This window comes from Algoriphagus confluentis (genome assembly GCF_036245625.1).
Classification (GTDB): Bacteria; Bacteroidota; Bacteroidia; order Cytophagales; family Cyclobacteriaceae; genus Algoriphagus; species Algoriphagus confluentis.
The window spans coordinates 20,800-37,947 of sequence record NZ_BTPD01000020.1 but is presented as its reverse complement, the minus strand read 5'-3'; the positions used below and the strand labels follow the sequence as shown (position 1 = coordinate 37,947).

The 17,148-nt window shown below is 37.5% G+C and carries 16 protein-coding genes; 8 read left to right on the top strand and 8 right to left on the bottom strand.

Going from position 1 to position 17,148, the window contains the following annotated elements:
- Window positions 1-241 precede the first annotated feature (241 nt).
- The gene (locus tag AAA943_RS20755) at window positions 242-634 is read left to right on the top strand and encodes a fibronectin type III domain-containing protein (RefSeq protein ID WP_338226304.1); all 393 of its coding nucleotides are present in this window, start codon (window positions 242-244) and stop codon (window positions 632-634) included.
- Window positions 635-1,394: 760 nt separating this feature from the next.
- Window positions 1,395-2,504 carry a sialidase family protein gene (locus AAA943_RS20750; protein WP_338226303.1) on the top strand — a complete coding sequence of 370 codons (1,110 nt, stop codon included), beginning with the start codon at window positions 1,395-1,397 and terminating at the stop codon, window positions 2,502-2,504.
- 61 nt (window positions 2,505-2,565) lie between these two features.
- Here AAA943_RS20750 and AAA943_RS20745 read toward each other — a convergent pair whose 3' ends face one another.
- The 6 genes from AAA943_RS20745 to AAA943_RS20720 form a co-directional block, all read right to left on the bottom strand.
- Window positions 2,566-2,961: a TfoX/Sxy family protein gene (locus AAA943_RS20745; RefSeq protein ID WP_338226302.1), complete on the bottom strand. Its 396-nt coding sequence runs from the start codon at window positions 2,959-2,961 to the stop codon at window positions 2,566-2,568.
- The gene (locus tag AAA943_RS20740) at window positions 2,939-3,328 is read right to left on the bottom strand and encodes a VOC family protein (protein WP_338226300.1); all 390 of its coding nucleotides are present in this window, start codon (window positions 3,326-3,328) and stop codon (window positions 2,939-2,941) included. Before AAA943_RS20740 ends, AAA943_RS20745 begins: the two co-directional genes overlap by 23 nt.
- 69 nt (window positions 3,329-3,397) lie before the next feature.
- Window positions 3,398-4,213, bottom strand: coding sequence for a DUF6597 domain-containing transcriptional factor (locus AAA943_RS20735; protein ID WP_338226298.1), 816 nt, complete (start codon window positions 4,211-4,213; stop codon window positions 3,398-3,400).
- A 223-nt stretch (window positions 4,214-4,436) separates the two neighbouring features.
- Window positions 4,437-5,225, bottom strand: a complete 789-nt coding sequence (locus AAA943_RS20730; RefSeq protein WP_338226297.1) for a hypothetical protein — start codon at window positions 5,223-5,225, stop codon at window positions 4,437-4,439.
- A gap of 463 nt (window positions 5,226-5,688) precedes the next feature.
- Window positions 5,689-6,519, bottom strand: a complete 831-nt coding sequence (locus AAA943_RS20725) for a DUF3108 domain-containing protein (RefSeq protein ID WP_338226296.1) — start codon at window positions 6,517-6,519, stop codon at window positions 5,689-5,691.
- 166 nt (window positions 6,520-6,685) lie between these two features.
- Complete coding sequence (locus AAA943_RS20720; protein WP_338226295.1) at window positions 6,686-7,219, bottom strand: protease complex subunit PrcB family protein; 534 nt, start codon at window positions 7,217-7,219, stop codon at window positions 6,686-6,688.
- Between the two features lie 319 nt (window positions 7,220-7,538).
- On the opposite strand from AAA943_RS20720, the gene AAA943_RS20715 reads away from it, so the two are divergent.
- A complete protein-coding gene (locus AAA943_RS20715) occupies window positions 7,539-8,342 on the top strand; it encodes a glycoside hydrolase family 16 protein (protein WP_338226294.1) in 804 nt (267 codons plus the stop codon).
- Between the two features lie 60 nt (window positions 8,343-8,402).
- On the opposite strand, the gene AAA943_RS20710 is transcribed toward AAA943_RS20715, so the two are convergent.
- On the bottom strand, window positions 8,403-9,083 hold the full coding sequence (locus AAA943_RS20710) for a hypothetical protein (RefSeq protein WP_338226293.1): 681 nt from the start codon (window positions 9,081-9,083) through the stop codon (window positions 8,403-8,405).
- A gap of 296 nt (window positions 9,084-9,379) precedes the next feature.
- Here AAA943_RS20710 and AAA943_RS20705 point away from each other — a divergent pair, with 296 nt between their 5' ends.
- The 3 genes from AAA943_RS20705 to AAA943_RS20695 all read left to right on the top strand — a co-directional run bounded on the left by AAA943_RS20705 (window position 9,380) and on the right by AAA943_RS20695 (window position 12,075).
- A complete protein-coding gene (locus AAA943_RS20705; protein WP_338226292.1) occupies window positions 9,380-10,009 on the top strand; it encodes a response regulator transcription factor in 630 nt (209 codons plus the stop codon).
- Window positions 10,010-10,105: 96 nt separating this feature from the next.
- Window positions 10,106-10,501: a Crp/Fnr family transcriptional regulator gene (locus AAA943_RS20700; RefSeq protein WP_338226291.1), complete on the top strand. Its 396-nt coding sequence runs from the start codon at window positions 10,106-10,108 to the stop codon at window positions 10,499-10,501.
- A gap of 653 nt (window positions 10,502-11,154) precedes the next feature.
- Window positions 11,155-12,075: an NAD(P)-dependent alcohol dehydrogenase gene (locus AAA943_RS20695; RefSeq protein ID WP_338226290.1), complete on the top strand. Its 921-nt coding sequence runs from the start codon at window positions 11,155-11,157 to the stop codon at window positions 12,073-12,075.
- 15 nt (window positions 12,076-12,090) lie between these two features.
- Here AAA943_RS20695 and AAA943_RS20690 read toward each other — a convergent pair whose 3' ends face one another.
- The gene (locus tag AAA943_RS20690; RefSeq protein ID WP_338226289.1) at window positions 12,091-15,261 is read right to left on the bottom strand and encodes a sensor histidine kinase; all 3,171 of its coding nucleotides are present in this window, start codon (window positions 15,259-15,261) and stop codon (window positions 12,091-12,093) included.
- Between the two features lie 664 nt (window positions 15,262-15,925).
- On the opposite strand from AAA943_RS20690, the gene AAA943_RS20685 reads away from it, so the two are divergent.
- Together AAA943_RS20685 and AAA943_RS20680 are read left to right on the top strand one after the other, a co-directional pair.
- A complete protein-coding gene (locus AAA943_RS20685; RefSeq protein ID WP_338226288.1) occupies window positions 15,926-16,564 on the top strand; it encodes a Crp/Fnr family transcriptional regulator in 639 nt (212 codons plus the stop codon).
- Complete coding sequence (locus tag AAA943_RS20680; RefSeq protein ID WP_338226287.1) at window positions 16,533-17,141, top strand: hypothetical protein; 609 nt, start codon at window positions 16,533-16,535, stop codon at window positions 17,139-17,141. The genes AAA943_RS20685 and AAA943_RS20680 overlap by 32 nt, the downstream gene beginning before the upstream one ends.
- The last annotated feature ends 7 nt before the right edge of the window (window positions 17,142-17,148 follow it).

Sequence of the window (17,148 nt, the reverse complement as noted above, 5' to 3'; positions counted from 1 at the left end):
GAATTGAATTTAGAGAACATTAAACAAAAATATTTAAAAATAATCAATCCCAGAAAATCAAACTCTAATGAATCCGCTAACTTAAATACCGAATATTGGGTGATTGCATAAATAAATAATTAAATTAAGAAAAATGGAAGTAAATTTGAATTAAAAATAAACCACATTTTTTTAATAAAATCCTGTAGCAAGGCTGTTCAATAAACCGTTATATAGATGTAAAATTTAAACCATCTATTCTATGAAAAACAAACAAAAATCAAATTTGGAAAAGCTAATTAGCATGTTAGCTATTATCATCTTCTTTGCGTCGGCTTGCAATGATGACGATGATAAAAAACCAAATCTAGTTCTTTCAACACCAGTTCTTCAAAACCCCTCAGAAATTACAGCAACATCTTTTAAAGCCAGTTGGAACAGAGTAGACAGAGCCACGACCTATTTAATTGATGTTTCAAAAAATTCGAATTTCAGTAGTTTGGAAGCTGGATACAATAAGAAAGAAATAGCCAGCCTTAGTACAACAGTGTCTGGACTCACAGCTGAGACAAAATACTACTATAGAGTATACGCCAAAACCGGCACCGTAGTATCAAGAGCTTCAACGGCTAAGGAAGTAACTACAATTAAATAATTCTTGAAAATTTTCTAAGCCGAATTATACTCTATATACCCGTTTGATAGAATAGGAGATTTGAAGAGTATAAAGAAAAGCAAGAATATTAATAGGCTACTTGGAAACCCCGAGTAGCCATATTTTTTCAAAAAAAGCAATTCCAGATCAACCAAGAAAACCAAATCCACTAAACTTCATTATCATCATCCAAATAAAAAATACCATCCATTAAGTTTGCTACCATTTACAAAAGGATATTTAGCTCCAACCAAAATCATTTGTTGCTTTAGTAAAGAATTTTGAGAATTCTTTAATGCATTTAAAAGTGATTCTGGGACTTCTCAAAAAAAAAATCAAATATGTGACATAATGAATTCACAATTCCCATCACGATAAAATTGTAAATACATAGACCTTAAATAATTAGAAGAATCAAAATAATAGACATTTGTCTAAATAAAATCAACAAATATTATTTTACCTTTTGCTCAAATTCTAGTTAAATCAATCAAGATTCAATAAATAAATCCTTTCTTAACAAATCCCATTGGGGATAAACGAAATCAAAAGATCAAATACATAAATAATAAAATTGAAAATCATATTAAGTCATTATAAACCCTCCCAAACGTTGAATCAGAAGAATAAACTTTTCCAAACAACTCAGAAAAAGTTCCTCACTCCTAATATATATCAAAAAGAAAAAAAGAGATTTAAATATATCAGAACAAATAGCGAAAATAAAAAGTAATTCGTTCCAAACTAAAACAAAATTTATATGAACCGATTAAATTCAAGAACAATTCTATTTATCACTGCTTTATTGTTTTCCATTACAGGATGTATAGAAGACAATGAGTCCTCACCAATCACTTCGGGACCATTTACCTTTGTGAGTCAAGAACTTAATGGAATTTCAGTAAATGAGCTTGTAATAAAGGGCGATTGGATATTTGCTGCTACTACGAATGGAGTATATGGTAAAAAGCTTAGTGCGGCAGGATCAAAATTTCTTCCATTAGGACTGCAGAAAAATGATGTTAGAGACATTCATGCCTTTACAACCAGCGAAATGATTGCTTCTGTTGTGAATTTCACTTCCACGAATACAGAAGTAAAAATTTTTAAGACTACAAACAGCGGTAAAAATTGGAATTTATTTGAAACCAATTTTGGGGGGCCTGATGAGAATTTTAGAGATGGATTAAATGATTTTGAAGAAGTTCCAGGAGAACCCAATCATCTCTATGCCGCTGGCCAGTTAGTGGTTGCAAAATCATTGGATAAGGGAAAAACTTGGACACCTGTTTGGGGGGACTGGGGAATGGCAGCTCAACCATTAATGACCATAGCTGTAAATCCACTAAAACCAGATGAACTCTGGGCCGGAGGACAGGGATCAATTGAAAATGGTTACCTGATAAAAATAAAAAATGATCAAGAAGAGGAATCATGGTACGACTTAGTCCCAAACCCAACAACCGTAAAAGAAATAGTTATTGATAGAGAAAGCCCACAATCGATTTATGTTGGTTGGGAAGGAGAATTGTCCAAAACAACTGACAATGGTAAAACTTGGCAAACCTTGATAGATGCCAGTGAAAATTCTGATTTTTTCTTTGGAATTGGTCTGAGCCCCACTGTTTCCTCACGGATTTATGCAGGCAGATGGATTAAAGGGAAAGACCAACAAACATTGGAAATTTACTACAGTGATGACAAGGGTATTACATGGCAATCGAATAAATTTCTTCAAATCACAAAAGGAGGAGTTTGGGATTTGAAGGTTACAAGATCAGGAAATAAAGACCGAATCTTTTTAGGACTTGATAAAGGAGGGGTGGTAGAATTGATCAATGAAAGTCAAGTATCTACTCTTCTGGAATAAATAGCAATCCTGAAAACAAGCAAATCAAAAAAAAGGAAGCCAAAAGACTTCCTTTTTTTACTTATTTTCCTGAACGATTCTTAGGTGTTGACTTTCGTGCGCCCTTATTAAAATCCAAACAAATGAACATCAAATAGTCAAAATCATCCTTGTTTTTGTAGCCCTGGGAATTAAAATAACAATACCCCTTATATTCCTTTCCTTTCATAAGCATAGTTTCATAACCATTACGTGTGGAAAGAAACTCCTGCAAAGCTGGGTCAAATCGAAGCATCAGGCGGTCTTCATTCACACAAATACATGTTTTTCCATTAACCAGGAAATTTAGTACCGCAAACATCTCTTTTTCTTCTACTTCGATTTCGGGAATTTCCGCTAAATATGCCCGAACCCTATTCACAAGAACATAATCATACCCCATGATTATTTGAGGGTTAATTCCTGGAATGTAAGCCAAGGGTATTCCCCTCACTGTCCAAAAAAATTGACACAAATCCAAACTCCCCGATATTCATTTTGGGCTGAATTACCTTACCTCCGGCATTTTCAATTTTTGCTTCAAGCAACGAACAATCTTCAGTTTCAAAGTATACTATGGTATTACTTGGTCCAGGTTCCCAACCCTGTTTTTCAACAATTGCGCCAGAGATATTTGGGCTTTGAGGATTAAAAGGAAATAGTGCTTGCTTTCCCCATTCGATAGGCAGTTCAATCAATTGAACTTCAAATACTTGTTCATAAAATTCCTTTGCTTTTTCCAAGTTGGCTACATAGATATCAAACCAACCCACGGGATTACCTTTAATCATTTTTTCGTTTGTCAATTACTGTTGCAAAATCGCAACTCAAAATTGCCCAATAACTTTTCCGAAAAATTGTAAAAATGGGACAGGTCAGGTAATCGTGTCAAAGATCAAAGACATTTTCAAATTTTCCCCATAGAACTTTTTGGGAGTCAACCCGGTAAATTCCTTGAACTCTTTAATAAAATGCGCCTGATCAAAATAATCGTTTTGGTAAGCTAAGTCAGTCAAAGAATCAATATTTTGGGACAATAACGTCTTCAATACCGTTTGGATTCGGATAGTTTTGGACAACTGCTTAGGACTCAATCCAACATTGGAGCTAAATTTCCTCCCCAGTTGCCTTCTATCGATATTTAGGTGCCTCGAGAACTCACTGATCTTAAAATTGCCCTTCTTAAATTGAATTGTTTGGATGGCTGACTTAACGACAAAGTCCAAAGCAGCCCGATCACTTAGTTGTTCTACAAGGAATTCTTCAATAAATGAAATTCTTTCTGTGGTTGTTATTGAATTAAGTATTTTTTCTCCAAGTTCAATGCCTTTTGCCCCAAACAATCTATCCAAAGTAACCACTTCATTTTCCATGTCTTTGATCGGTATAGTTGAAAAAGGCAAAAATCCATTAGGATGAAACCTTACCACAAATGAACCTGTAATTCCGATTGGTTCCACAACAAAAGGTTTGGTCAGTTGCCCTACCAAAAAAAATTTTGGAAGAAGGACTTGTTGCCCGTCTTCTCTATGGTTTATATAAGTGTCTCCGTAATGGAATATCAGTTTGATTGTACCGTCAGACACAATTGTGTTCTTTCTGGGGGTGGAGCCCAAATCCCCTTGCAAGTCCCAATAGCATTGCACATACTCTGATAAACAAAAATCGGGATGGAATACCTGAGGATTCATTTATACCCAATTAACTTGAATAATTTAATTAAGAATTAATGATAAAGAAACGAAGGAGCCTTAATCCTCTCTCACGACTCATTATGGTCTTTGCTTAAAATGTTCAAAAAGAAGCAGGTAAAGATTTACCCTTTATTATTTAAAATCAACAAAAAGACCTAAAAAACTTGATAGCATTTAATGTACAAAAATTGCAAAAGAAACACGGTTAATGATTGTCAATTCAATTTTGATCCTCAACAACCAGTGGCATTTTAAAGGAAAACTTTTTGTTAGTTATGATCAGATCATATACTCCTGGTTTTAAAGCCAAAACACAAGACTCATCTTTGCTTTTGATTTCTACGATATCTATTGGGATACCAGTATGAACATTTTCACCTTTTTTATAAGCTAATACCATTTGTGGATATCCCCTTAGCTTTTTGGGAATTGTAATTTCAACTTTCTTATAGAAATCATCAAAAATCCAAGATGGTCTTTCAGAAAGAAAAGCTGATTTGGGATGAAGAACTGCCAAATCAGTATAGGCCTCTCCCCTCCTATACCCCAATGGAATTCCATCTTTCCCAATAAGAACAGTGGATTGGGAAATCTCCATAGCCTTCAACAAAGGATGACTCCAATTAAAATTCCCTTTCTCTGAGTACATAACCTGATCAACGGTAAACGGATCTATCCCCGTATATTCTGTTAATCTGGCTGCCATGGCTTTTTCCCAGGAGTTGTGGATTCCCTCCAGGGCATGATCAAAACCAACATGAATTAAAAATTTCTCTTTTGGTCTGGCTTCCAGCATAGCCTGAATATTCTTTGCCTGTGAAATTTCCCTATACTTCCCATCCTCTCCTCCTGTTGCTTCATAGGCAAAAAGATGAAAACCAATCTCCCGTGCATCTCTTACCAAATTCCCAAATTGGGGATCCTGAATATAGTAACCGGTATCTTTTATGGGATAGTTTCGCTCATGGAGCAATGAATCCCTATGTGCTCCATTATTAAGAGCTTCCAAGCCCAGATTGGTATAGCCCAGATTGAAAAGATCCTGCAACAAAGATCTGGTGAAAGCTCGGTGAAATGAGTTTTGATGAGCTTCATTAATGATGATTACCCGATGAGATTCTGCTTGTTTTAGAATGTAATCCTTAGCCTTTACAGGAAAATAAACAGCCCTAAGGGAGTCTGTTTTCTCTTTGGAATAATTTATCTCCCTACCCGGAAAAGCCAAATCCCAATGAGTCAAGGCTCCTCTGTAATCCCCTTTTAGTGCAAACTCTGAAGCTGAAATTTGGTATCGCCAGGGGAGTGTATCCTGTTGAGCTTCCCGCTCAATCTGCTCTGAAAACTTATAGGAGATTTGGTAATCTAGTAATTTAGTGAGGATGAATTCAGATTTACAGCTTTGAAAAAAAATCATTGAGGCAAGAATTACCCCTACAATTCTCCACTTTGATCTCTCCAGAAATTGACAATGGTTATTCACTAAAAGCAAATTTAATTTTATATCTAAACATATTTTTCCCGAATTCCTGTACCAATTTGAGCACTTCTCTTGTTTGTTTGCTGATATAAAATGTTTCTTTGTTTCCCGGGCTTTCATGGACCAACACCCAACAATCTATCAACTGACCGTCATAACCTGTTAAGGTATCAGAACCACTCACTTTGTAAAAAACATGCTTTAGTACCGATCCTGTACCCGGGTCATAATAGGGAATTCCAAAAGTCACACCAGATCGGTAAGGCAGGATGGGAAAGGTCTCCAAATCCAAATGCCAATTTAGAAAATATTCCCCCTGACTGGATTTAAAAGCCTTCCAAACCGCATTCAGTCTTTGGTCACTTACCGTGTCGGATAAATATTTTCCGTTCACTTGGACAGAATTTTCCAAAAAATCCACTTCTGTTTCAGTGACTATTTTTTCCGGAGAATTCCTGGATGCCTGAACTTTCCACCAGGTATAGTGATAAAACGGCTGAAATGTTTCCGCATCAGCTATAGATTTTACCACATGTAAAACACTGTCTTTGTCCTCCCATTCTTGGGTAATCTGAATGGATGCTCTGCCTCGGTAGACTACCGGGCTAATTTCTCTGGTCCAAAACTGGCTTTGGGTGCGTGTTGCCTGTTCTCCCATTTTAAAGTAAACCAGGTACCGATGTACACCCTGCTTAAGCACAGCAGTGTTAACCTCCTTGGGAGTAATGTATACCGTGTCGTTTACCCTGCCTAAGGTATATGCTGAAGGCGCGATAAGCAGGATAACAAACCCTAAAATTCTCGAAATATTCCTAAATTTACACATGATTTTTCAATAAGCTCAGTAAGCTATACACTCTTTTTATGGATTAATTTTTCTAATAAAATCATTACAAAAAGAAACTCAGGGAAAGAATTTCTCCCCCCAGAGTTTCAAAAAATATTCACTTCCCAATCTATTTATCGGAATTTCCTACACCTCGTTGTTTAACCTATTCGAAATAAACTTCCATGGGCAAATTGGACTTAGGAAGCTTAATCCAGAGGTTAGGACAAGTAATTACGGTTAGTTTCACACCGGTTTCAATCTTTTCTTTTATCCCTACGATAATTTTCCCGTTTTCCTCCCAAACTTTGGTAACTTCCAAACTATAACCCGAATCAGAACGAATTCCACTGAAAACGGCCAAAACCATTTCAGTTTCAAAATCAACTTCAGGTAAAATTATATCTCCGGCATCATGCTTCTTCCAAATTGCCTCTAGCTCTAGCTGCGTGTTCGCACGGAAAACAGAGCGTTGGTCTATCTGGGTATAAAGTCCGGATTGCAATAAGGTAAAGGTAAGCTGTCGTGAATTGGTCCCAACTCCCATATTCAATGGGATAAGTTTTCCCTGAGCATCTGAAAAGCCCTTCCCCATCAATTCCAGAGAATTCTCAATTCCCGGTTTTTCATCTTCTGCACAGGCAATCAACCCGATAATGCTAATAATAGCCAAGCTGAAGGAAATAAAAACCTTTTTCATACACATAAAATTTTTGATAGTAATTTAATTGACGACTATAAGTCGAAGCTGAGCATAGAATATGCTACAGCATGCGCAGTTTAGTTGGAGAGAATTTGAATTTTATGGACATATGTCTATTATTTGGAGTTTGTTTGGTATATGAAGCCTGAAAATTGGGCTAAAAAAATCCCTTGAAAGACTTTAGCACATTGAATAAATAGCCCAAGAAATTTCAATTATGTCTTTTAAGAAAAAATCCCTCCCCCTAGCTTTTCTTTTCCTATTTACGGTGTCATTCTTATCATTTCCAGAATTAAAGGTCCAACAAAAAAATGAAATGAACGACAAAACAATCAAAGCCAAAGGATACCAACTGGTATTCAACCAGGATTTCGAGGAAAAAGAATTGGATTTAAAAGCCTGGATCCCTTTTTATCTTCCCCATTGGAGCTCAAGAGAAAAAACCAAGCCCAGATTTACTCTTGAGAATGGAAAGCTCATCCTTAAAATTGACTATGATCAAGCACCCTGGTCTGAAGAATTTAACGGTCCCATAAGAGTTTCTTCCCTGCAGACCGGGGTATTTTCAGGTCCTTTGGGCACTTCTATCGGTCAACATCGAATACATCCCAAAGCTATGGTGCGGGAAGAGCAAATACCAGCGCATACATTTTTACCAAGATATGGCTATTTCGAAATAAGAGCCAAAGCCTCTGCAAATCCTGACAATGTTTCAGCCTTATGGATGATTGGCTATGAAGACCGGCCTGAACATTCTGCAGAGCTTTGTTTAGTAGAGATTAAGGGGAGTAATGTAGAAGGCAATAAAGCTGTGATAGGGTATGGAATCCGTAAATTCCAGGATCCTGAACTTCAGGATGCATTTTTTGAAGAAACATTTGAGCTGGATGTCACCGAATTCCATACTTACGGTATGGAATGGACCCAGGAAGAGGTGAGTTTCTATATTGATGGAAAGCAAATCCGGACCATTGGTCAATCCCCTCAATATCCTATGCAGCTGATGCTAAATATTTACGAAATTCCTCAGGAAAATTCGGATAGGAAACCCGAAAACTACCCACAAAAATTTACCGTGGACTATGTCAAAGTTTTTCAAAAGCAAGAATTATCGAACTGATTTCAAAAAATAAAACAAAAAGGCAGGATAAAAACCCTGCCTTTAGTCTTGAGTTGGATTTCACTTCTCCACGGATTTCAAAGCATTCTGTTCCCAGATTGTTTTGCCTTCTTTATCTTCTTCCTTAACGCCTACAAAATCTTCTTTGGAGTTAAAGACCCATCCATCTTTAGGCCCTGATCCGAGAAGGAGCCTTCCATTAGGATGCACAATCTGCAAACCTCTTGAACCATCCTCCAAAATGAACATATGCATGGACTCTCCTACCTCTGGATCATCCATCCCTAAAACTGTCCTATACTTCCCGTCCTTTGTTTTGGAAAGGCCAAAACCTGCATATTCATGTCCCTTTTCATCAAATACTGATATACCGGCAGATTCAAATTGTCTGACTCCGACACTTGGGTCAGGGATTTTCGTACCTATGGCCATCCGATCATATCCTTCTTCGTTAAGGAAAACGATTCCCTCTGCTTTGTTATAAAATTCATTTTTATAACGATCGGCAAATCCATCCCCTCCCCTTTCTGCGGACCATTCCTGGATAACTCTTTCATGATTATCCCTAAATCGTTGTTTTGAGTCCGGAATCGGATATCCGATTAGCATCCGTTCTCTTCCGTTGTCATCGAGAATGACCAAGCCTTTTACCCTCAATACATCCTTCTCCGAGGGTGCTGAGGAAGAAAAAAGGACTATTCCGACACGGCCAGTACCAGAAAAAATGACCCTTTCATCCAACGCAATTGGTGTTTCAAATTTTTAATTTCTTCTTCCATGAGTATAATTTTTTAAGGCTAATACTGAGAAGATGCTATGGATTTATATTCGGTTGCCTCCCAAAAAGAAATAAATGGACAAAAGCTGAGTTTATGGACATAGGTCTATTTTTCAAAGAAAAAATAAACTAAACATCCCTTTGGGCTGAGGCAGGCAAATTATTCGAAGATTCCCGCAAAATATCAAGTATATACCCCAAATTGGGGGATAACAAATCCTCAAGGATTCAAGTACTTAGTAAGGTTATCCAACAGCTTATGGAATTTCAAAAAAGAATAGTACTCATTGAAGATGATCAGGAACTACGAGAATGTTATAAACTGATGATCAAATCCGTTGACAAGTATTTGTATGTAAATTCTTATGACAGTTGTGAAGAAGCATTTTCCAATATATCCAAAGACAGGCCTGACATCATATTAATGGATATCCAATTAACCGGGAAAATTTCAGGTATTGAAGGAACCCGGTTCATCAAATCCAAATACCCACATATTGATGTGGTAATCATTACGGTCTACGATGATTCTGAACTGGTATTTGAAGCGCTCCGTGCCGGAGCTTCAGGCTACCTTACCAAAAGTTACAACTACTTGGAATTGGTCAACTCTCTTGATGAACTTGCCCGAGGGGGAGCTCCAATGAGTTCAAAAATTGCAAGAATGGTGATACATAATTTCCATTCAAACCCTAATTCCCCTTTATCAGAAAGGGAAAAAGATGTTTTAAGGCTGATTGCAGAAGGAAAATCCTATTCTCAGGTAGCCGATTTACTTTTTATCTCCAAAGAGACTTCTAAAACCCATATCAAAAACATCTATTCCAAACTTCAGGTAAATTCCAAGTCTGAGGCCATAGAATTAGCCAAATCAAAACGATACATTTAATAGTAGATGGAGTAGGGATTGAATTAGGAACCTCAGTCTTCTTCTGCCACCAAAACTATCTTTGAATTATCATTTTCCTTTCCCACTCCAAAAGCCATGCAGCACAGGTTACTTGATTTTATTTCCAAGTACATGACTTTGACTGAGCAGGAGAAGGAATTGATCATTTCCTGTGACATTTTCCGAAGCGTAAGTAAAGGAACTCTCTTACTGCGGCAGGGTCAGTATTCCCAACAGGGATTTTTTGTATTGAAAGGAATCCTGAGAACCTATTATGAAATTGATGGAGAAGAAAAAACCACCGCCTTTTATTCGGAGTTGGAAGGATTGCTTCCCGTTTGTGTTACCAATCAACAACCTTCTGAGTACTTTGTGGAGACGGTTGAGGATTCCATAATTTCAGTTTCCAATCCCAAAATGGAATCCATAATATTTTCACAATTCCCAAGGTTTGAAACCCTATGCAGGATATTGGGGGAAGAGTTACTGTAAAAAAACAAATTGATCTGGATGAGTTTAAAATCAGCTCTCCTGAGCAAAGATATTTGAACTTGGTCAAAAGCAGACCCGACCTACTTCAACGAGCACCTTTGAATCAATTGGCCAGCTTTTTAGGAATCAAACCCCAATCTCTAAGCAGGTTACGAGCGAGACTTATTTATAGAGATCGAATGCTAAATTAACTTAGGTTAATTTTTTTTAATGCCAGCTGGATTAATTTTGAATCAGAAACAAAACCAACTGACTATGAAAATCCACCTTAGCTCAAAGTATACCATCGGGAGCACATTCAAATTTAAGGTCCTTTTTTGTTCTCGAAACTAATACTACCAAGGGCCTTTTGCTACTAGTGGACAATAGACAAGACTTGAAAGAAAAAAGCGATAAGGGAAAGTTCATTCTGTTTCAGAATTTATTTTAATGTCAAAATCCTTTTCATTTAACTCCCTATGGTAAAATTTCTCTGCAATTTTCACCTAGGGAATGCTCCTTTTTAAGCGGATTTAATATTCCACCCCTTGGTTTTACCTAAAAAAATAATAATGATAGGGAAATCTATTTTTCTAGCGGATTTCATTAAAGAGGATTCTGTTACCAATCAGAAAGAATTAACCTCAAAGCCACTGGTCGACCAATCCCTTCAAATGAAGGCGGCAGTTTGTAGCCACTATGGACCTCCCGAAGTGGTGAAAATCCAACAAACGGACATGCCTTTACCCGGAGAGGATGAGATTTTAGTGATGGTGATAGCAGCAGATTTAAATGCAGCGGATAAAAGAGTAAGAAGGCTGGAAATTAGCGGTTTTCTAAGGCCTCTCATGCGAATGGTTTTAGGCTTCAACAAACCCAGGAGGCCCATTTTGGGGACCGCCTTTTCGGGAATCGTCATACGCAAAGGAAAAAAGGTGAATTTCTTTCATCCTGGAGACGAGGTTTTTGGAGTCACAGGATTGAAGTTTGGAGCCCATGCGGAATATCTGGTTATTAAGGAAAGTGGCTGCGTAGTTACTAAGCCCAAGCATTGCAGTTTTGAAGAAGCTGCTGCACTTCCCTTTGGTGGACAGACAGCCAGCTATTTTTTGGGAAAATTAGGGATCAAGAAAAGAGTGAACCCAAAGGTCTTGATTATTGGAAGTACTGGGGCAGTAGGGACAGCTGCAGTTCAAATCTGTAAATCCTATGAGATAAACCCTACGGTAGTCTGTAGTTCTCAAGGGTTGGATCTGATGAAAAAAATGGGGGTTGAGCAAATCATTTGTTATGATCAAACCGATTATACCAAGATTTCAGAAAAATTTGACCTTATTTTTGATGCTTTTGGGAATAGCAATAAAAAAGCATGCCTTAAATTACTCAATACAGGAGGAGCGTACCGAAGCGTTGGAGGTTTGGAAATCTCTTCAGACAGCAAAGAACAGCTGTATTACTTAAAAACCCTGGTGGACCAGGGAAAATTCAAGCCAGTTATTGACAGGTTCTTTTCTTTGGATGAGATAGTCGAGGCCCATCACTATCTGGACTCGGGAAGAAAAAAAGGCACAATCATTATCCGGATCAAACCCTGAGAATCAGCTACATGGTTACAGGGGAATCCTAATCCCTATTAGGGTCCCCCTTCCATTGTTTTTAAAGACGACGTGACCTTGAGAACGTTCAGCTCGGAATAAAATATTTTTCAAGCCTCTTCCCTTGCTGAATTTCTCGGATTCCAAGCCCACTCCGTTGTCATAGATCAGAAAAAGCACTTGGGATCCCTGCTTCCGGACCATCAAAGTACATTCTGTAGCCTGGGAATGTTTGAGCACGTTGGTTAACAATTCCTTGATGATCAATAAAACATCCCTTACCCTGTTGGGTTTTAACGGAACAGCTGTCAACCCGCTTGAAAAATATTTAAAGGATATGGAGGAACCATCAAAAAGTTGTTCTCCAAAATCTCTGATCTGTATGCTTAACTCATCGAGGTTGTTGTTGGATTCATCCAAGGACCAAATAAAATCCCGGGTATCCCGGTACAGATTTTTTGCGGTGTGTTCTACCTTTTCTATGGTTTCACCAAAATGAATTTTCTCTTTCATTTGGAGCTTGGCCATAGATACCAGTGCAATAATTCTGGCCAGTTTGTTGCCAACCTCATCATGAAAATCCCTGTAAATATTTTTATAAACTCCAATAAGCTCTTCCTTTAGGGATTCCCTTTCAGTTACGTTTCTTAAATTTAGAACATATCCGGAATGAGATTGTCCTATTTGGCTGAAAACTCTATTGCCGACAACTTCAATGCTGAGCTCTTCATGGGTTATAACATGGGAGAGTTTGATCAATAACGGAGGGTTACCCGTATCTTTTTCAAGGTCAGATAGATAAGATTTCAGCTTCTGCATCTCTTTTTCATCTCCGAGAATCTCGATTATCTGCTTTCCCTTGATTTGCTCGGCAGGGATACCTAAAAACGCCTCAACGCTTGCGGAAATAAGATTAATTTTAAAACTGGTATCAATTAGGCAAACAATATCATGGGTATGAGAAGAAATGATCTGTTCATTTCTTTGAAAAAAATTTTTCTCTTTAATAGTTTTTAACAACTCGAGATTTTTCATCTCTAGATCGAAGGTTCTAGCCCGCACAATTTCCTCCAGGTTTTTGTTGATCTCCAAAACCTCCTGAGTTCGCTCATTTACCAGTGCGGTAAGTTTTCTGTTTTTCTGAATATTCCTTTTTTCAAAAGCATTCAGTAAGCCAAAAAACACAAGCCAAAAAAGTATAAATATTAAAAATAAACCCAGGTTTGTACTCCAGAATGGAGGCTCAATTTGAAAGATATAGGGCATTTTGTAATCCCTGATCTGCCCGTCATCATACCGGATTCTAACAGCAAGAGAATAGGATCCTGATGGAATATTTGTAAACTGAGCGGTAGGATCTGATTGCCATGGACCCCAGGAATCCGAAAAACCTACTAATTTGAAACTATACATTACACCCTCGCCACCTTGAAATTCAACTAGATTGACATTGAATAAAAAGTTGTTTTGATCGGGCGGAAAATGAATTAAGGAATCTGCAAAATCTCCTTTCCTGTAGGAAAGAGAATGAATTTGATCATTGATATGAAAACTCTCCAAATAGGGTGGGGACTTTTCTTTTTGCTGATATTCCGAATCAATCAAGAACAAATCATTTATAGTACCCAGCAAGAAATCCCCATTTTGATAGAATCTGTAAGAATTGAATGGAACTTCAAACGCTTGGACTCTTTCATCATAAACAAGCATACTACCATCTTTCCGTAAAAGTTCAGGCCCCATTTCTGTCGCAATCAATAAGGTACTGTCCGGCCCAAACCCTACTGTAGTAACAATCTTTCCCATTCTGGAGTTTACCACCCGTAAAACTTCTTCAGTCTGAATGTCAAAAAGCACTGCTTTTCCAGCAGAAGTCCCAAACCATACTTTTGAGTCGGAAATCGGGTAATGAGATATTACCTTCCCTTCTACTTTAGGGGGATCATATGGAGTAATAACTTCGTCTTTCCACAAAAACAGATCCACAGAATTTCCAAAAAGTATTAGGTCATCTGAAAAAAATGAAATCTGTGAAATATTGGAAGGGCTAAGATTTTCTTGAATATACTCCTTCTTTATGGTGAGATTAGAGTCCAACAAAAACAACCCATCCTGACATCCCAGCAAAATGTCTCCATTTTCCAATGGGACAATTCTAAGAGTCTGAGTATTGGGTAAACCAGGGATTGTTATTTTTTCAAACTTTAGATCTTTGATATCGCCCTTATACAACAAATTTCTTCCACCTAAGAGGATTACTCCGGTTGAAGTAATCCCTCCCGCCTCCAAAATCGGAAACCAGGGTTTATTTGGGAGGAAAATAGACTGTAAGCCTTCTTTCTGAGAATATTCCCAAAGAGAATTCATGGTTACCACAAGGGTAGATTCAGGTTTCCCGGGTAAGGGAAGTAGATTGGTCACATAGCCCAGGCTTTCCCCCTGATTTAGAATTCTTAAAATACTCTGATCATAAATTTTAAAAAGACCTTCTTGATAAGTCCCCATCCAAATAGTACCATCTGCAGTCTTAAAAATCTTGGTAATTTGAGATTTGCCAAGGCTTGAAAGCGGTTCCAAAGGAAATACTCTGCCATCTTTATATAAATAAATTCCAGAAGGGCCTGCCATCCAAATCCGATCAGATTCCTCCATAAAAGTGAAAAACCGAATATTCTCAGAAAACCTCTCGAGGTTTTTTACCCTGAGGTTCATATCCATGGTCAACATCTTTCCTAAACCATAAAAAACCATTTGGCCTTTCAACACAAACCCTTTTTCCACTGGAAAATCAATTGGAAGCGGTTCAGAAAGCTTCTTTTCCTGCGGATCATAAGTATGCACTTTTCCCCAATAGTCAATTCCAAGCCACAAGCGATCACTTACCTCCACAAAATCATTGAGTGGAAATGGAAAAGGTTGAGACCCTATTTGATAAACCCCATCGTTTCCCTTAACAAGAAGACCCGACTTTTCATTATTCGAAAAGACAATATCCCCACTGGCAAGCTTTTTTAATAAATACACCATAAAATCACCAGTGAAAACCTCTTTAGGATAGGTCCATCCTGGTTTGTATTGCCAAATCCCTGTATGATGTACAAAAACAACCTCATCCTGAATAGAGACCAGCCTCCTTACCACAGGAAAATCTGCAATAGAATCTGGTAAAAGAGGCTTAAAATTCATTCCGTTATGAACCAAGATCCCTGAACCATAGGTGGCCAAAAGAAGCTGGCCATTCTTATCTGAGTCTAAATCATAGATGTAATTAGGTATAAGTCCCTTTGATCTATCAATTCTGATAACTGGAAGGGCCTTCGAGTTTGATGAAGAGCCTTGGGAAAAGACGTGGACCGAAAGATGGAATAAAAAAATAGATATAAGTAAGCGAAAAGGACTAAACATAAATTAGGGTAGAAATGGAGAATTCTGTTTCAAATTAAAAGGATCTTCCTTGGAATAAAATACCCCAAAATAAGGTATGGATTGGTCATGATTCTTTTAATAAATTAATAGGTTATGTATTCCTTGATCAAAACTTAAGAACATTACGGAACCTAACTAGGATAAAAGCATGAGAGTCCCAAAGCGCATTCTACCCTAATATATTGTTTGGAGTTAAGTGAAAGTGGTTCAAAATGTTTTAACTACTGCTAAAAATGGGAAATTTCAAGCTAAATGGATTATTCAAAATTTAACCCATTTTGGGGGTTTCTCGCGGATTTATCGACTCATACTTTTACTCTTGAAAAGATCGCTTATCTAAGATTCTGAACAAAAAGAAGAATCAATTAACAAAAGCAAAGTAAGAGGTTAAGCAGGATTTTCATCACATCTAAACCGCTATGCAATGAAACCTACCCATCTAAAACTATTAGAAAGCCATTTAAATAGCCTTAGAATTTTAGGAAGTGAAGAAATCGAGTCCTTCATAAGTAAAGTGAAGTTACGTAAATTCAGAAAAAACGAATATCTTATTAAAGAAGGAGAAATCAGCTCCGAATTAATTTTTGTAACCAAGGGTATTTTCCGGACCTACTTCACGCCATCACAGGGATCTGTTGTAACATACGGATTTACTTTCGAAAATAACTTCCTTGCTGCCTATTCATCCTTTATTACCCAAAAAGAATCCGGTGAAAATATTCAAGCAGTAGTTAACTCTGAGGCATTTATAATCGCTAAAGATCAGCTAGAGCAACTGGCAAACCAATACCCAGGTTGGACCAGATTTCTAAAAATATACTCTGAGCAGCAATACCTACATATGGAAAGGCTTCTAAAAAGGGTCTATCAAGAAAATGCAGAGACCCGCTATGTTCGGTTGATTAAAAATCAACCTCATTATTTTCAGCATTTGCCTTTAAACCATATTGCTTCTTATTTGGGAATTACCCAAAGGCACTTAAGCAGAATAAGAAAAGGGATTATGGTCAAAGAGATGGAAGATTCCAAAAATGGAAAGAAACCTTCTTCATCTCCTAATTGAACCGAGAATGGTTTGGGGAAAACTTAAAATCCAAAGAATTCGACCATTAGTGGTACTTCTAATCTTGGTTTCCTGCGGAGTCAGTGAGGATTCGGAAAATAAGCCATTGGAAAAATTGAGTGACGCTAGTTGGCAAATGGGAGATTTCATTTATAAAAGAGGTGTAAGTATACAAAGTACAAGTAGGCCAAATCCGCAGGGTCCAGAATTAAGAACTTTCGTCATCTCTACTTCAGGACCTGGAAATCATGGCCCATTTTCAGGTTCTTCAATTACTGGTTACCTCTATGAAATGGGTGATGGTGAATACCGTGTAGTAAGTGAAGATTTCTTCTTTGAAAAAGGGCATACTGGAAAATTCATCACATTCAACTGTTCAATCGGGATAGGAGTTTCAACCGGTTCTACAATGTATTCTACCTCCAATTCTCAGGAATCTGTTAATGTAACTATCAAAGATTCTGAGTATGTATTGACCACGGAGAAGGAAATAATTTTGGAAAAGGAATTAGATGTGCATGGAGGGGTTACCGGAGCCAAAAATCAATATCCGTTTAAAGCAAAGTCAATCTTTTAAAAAAAAT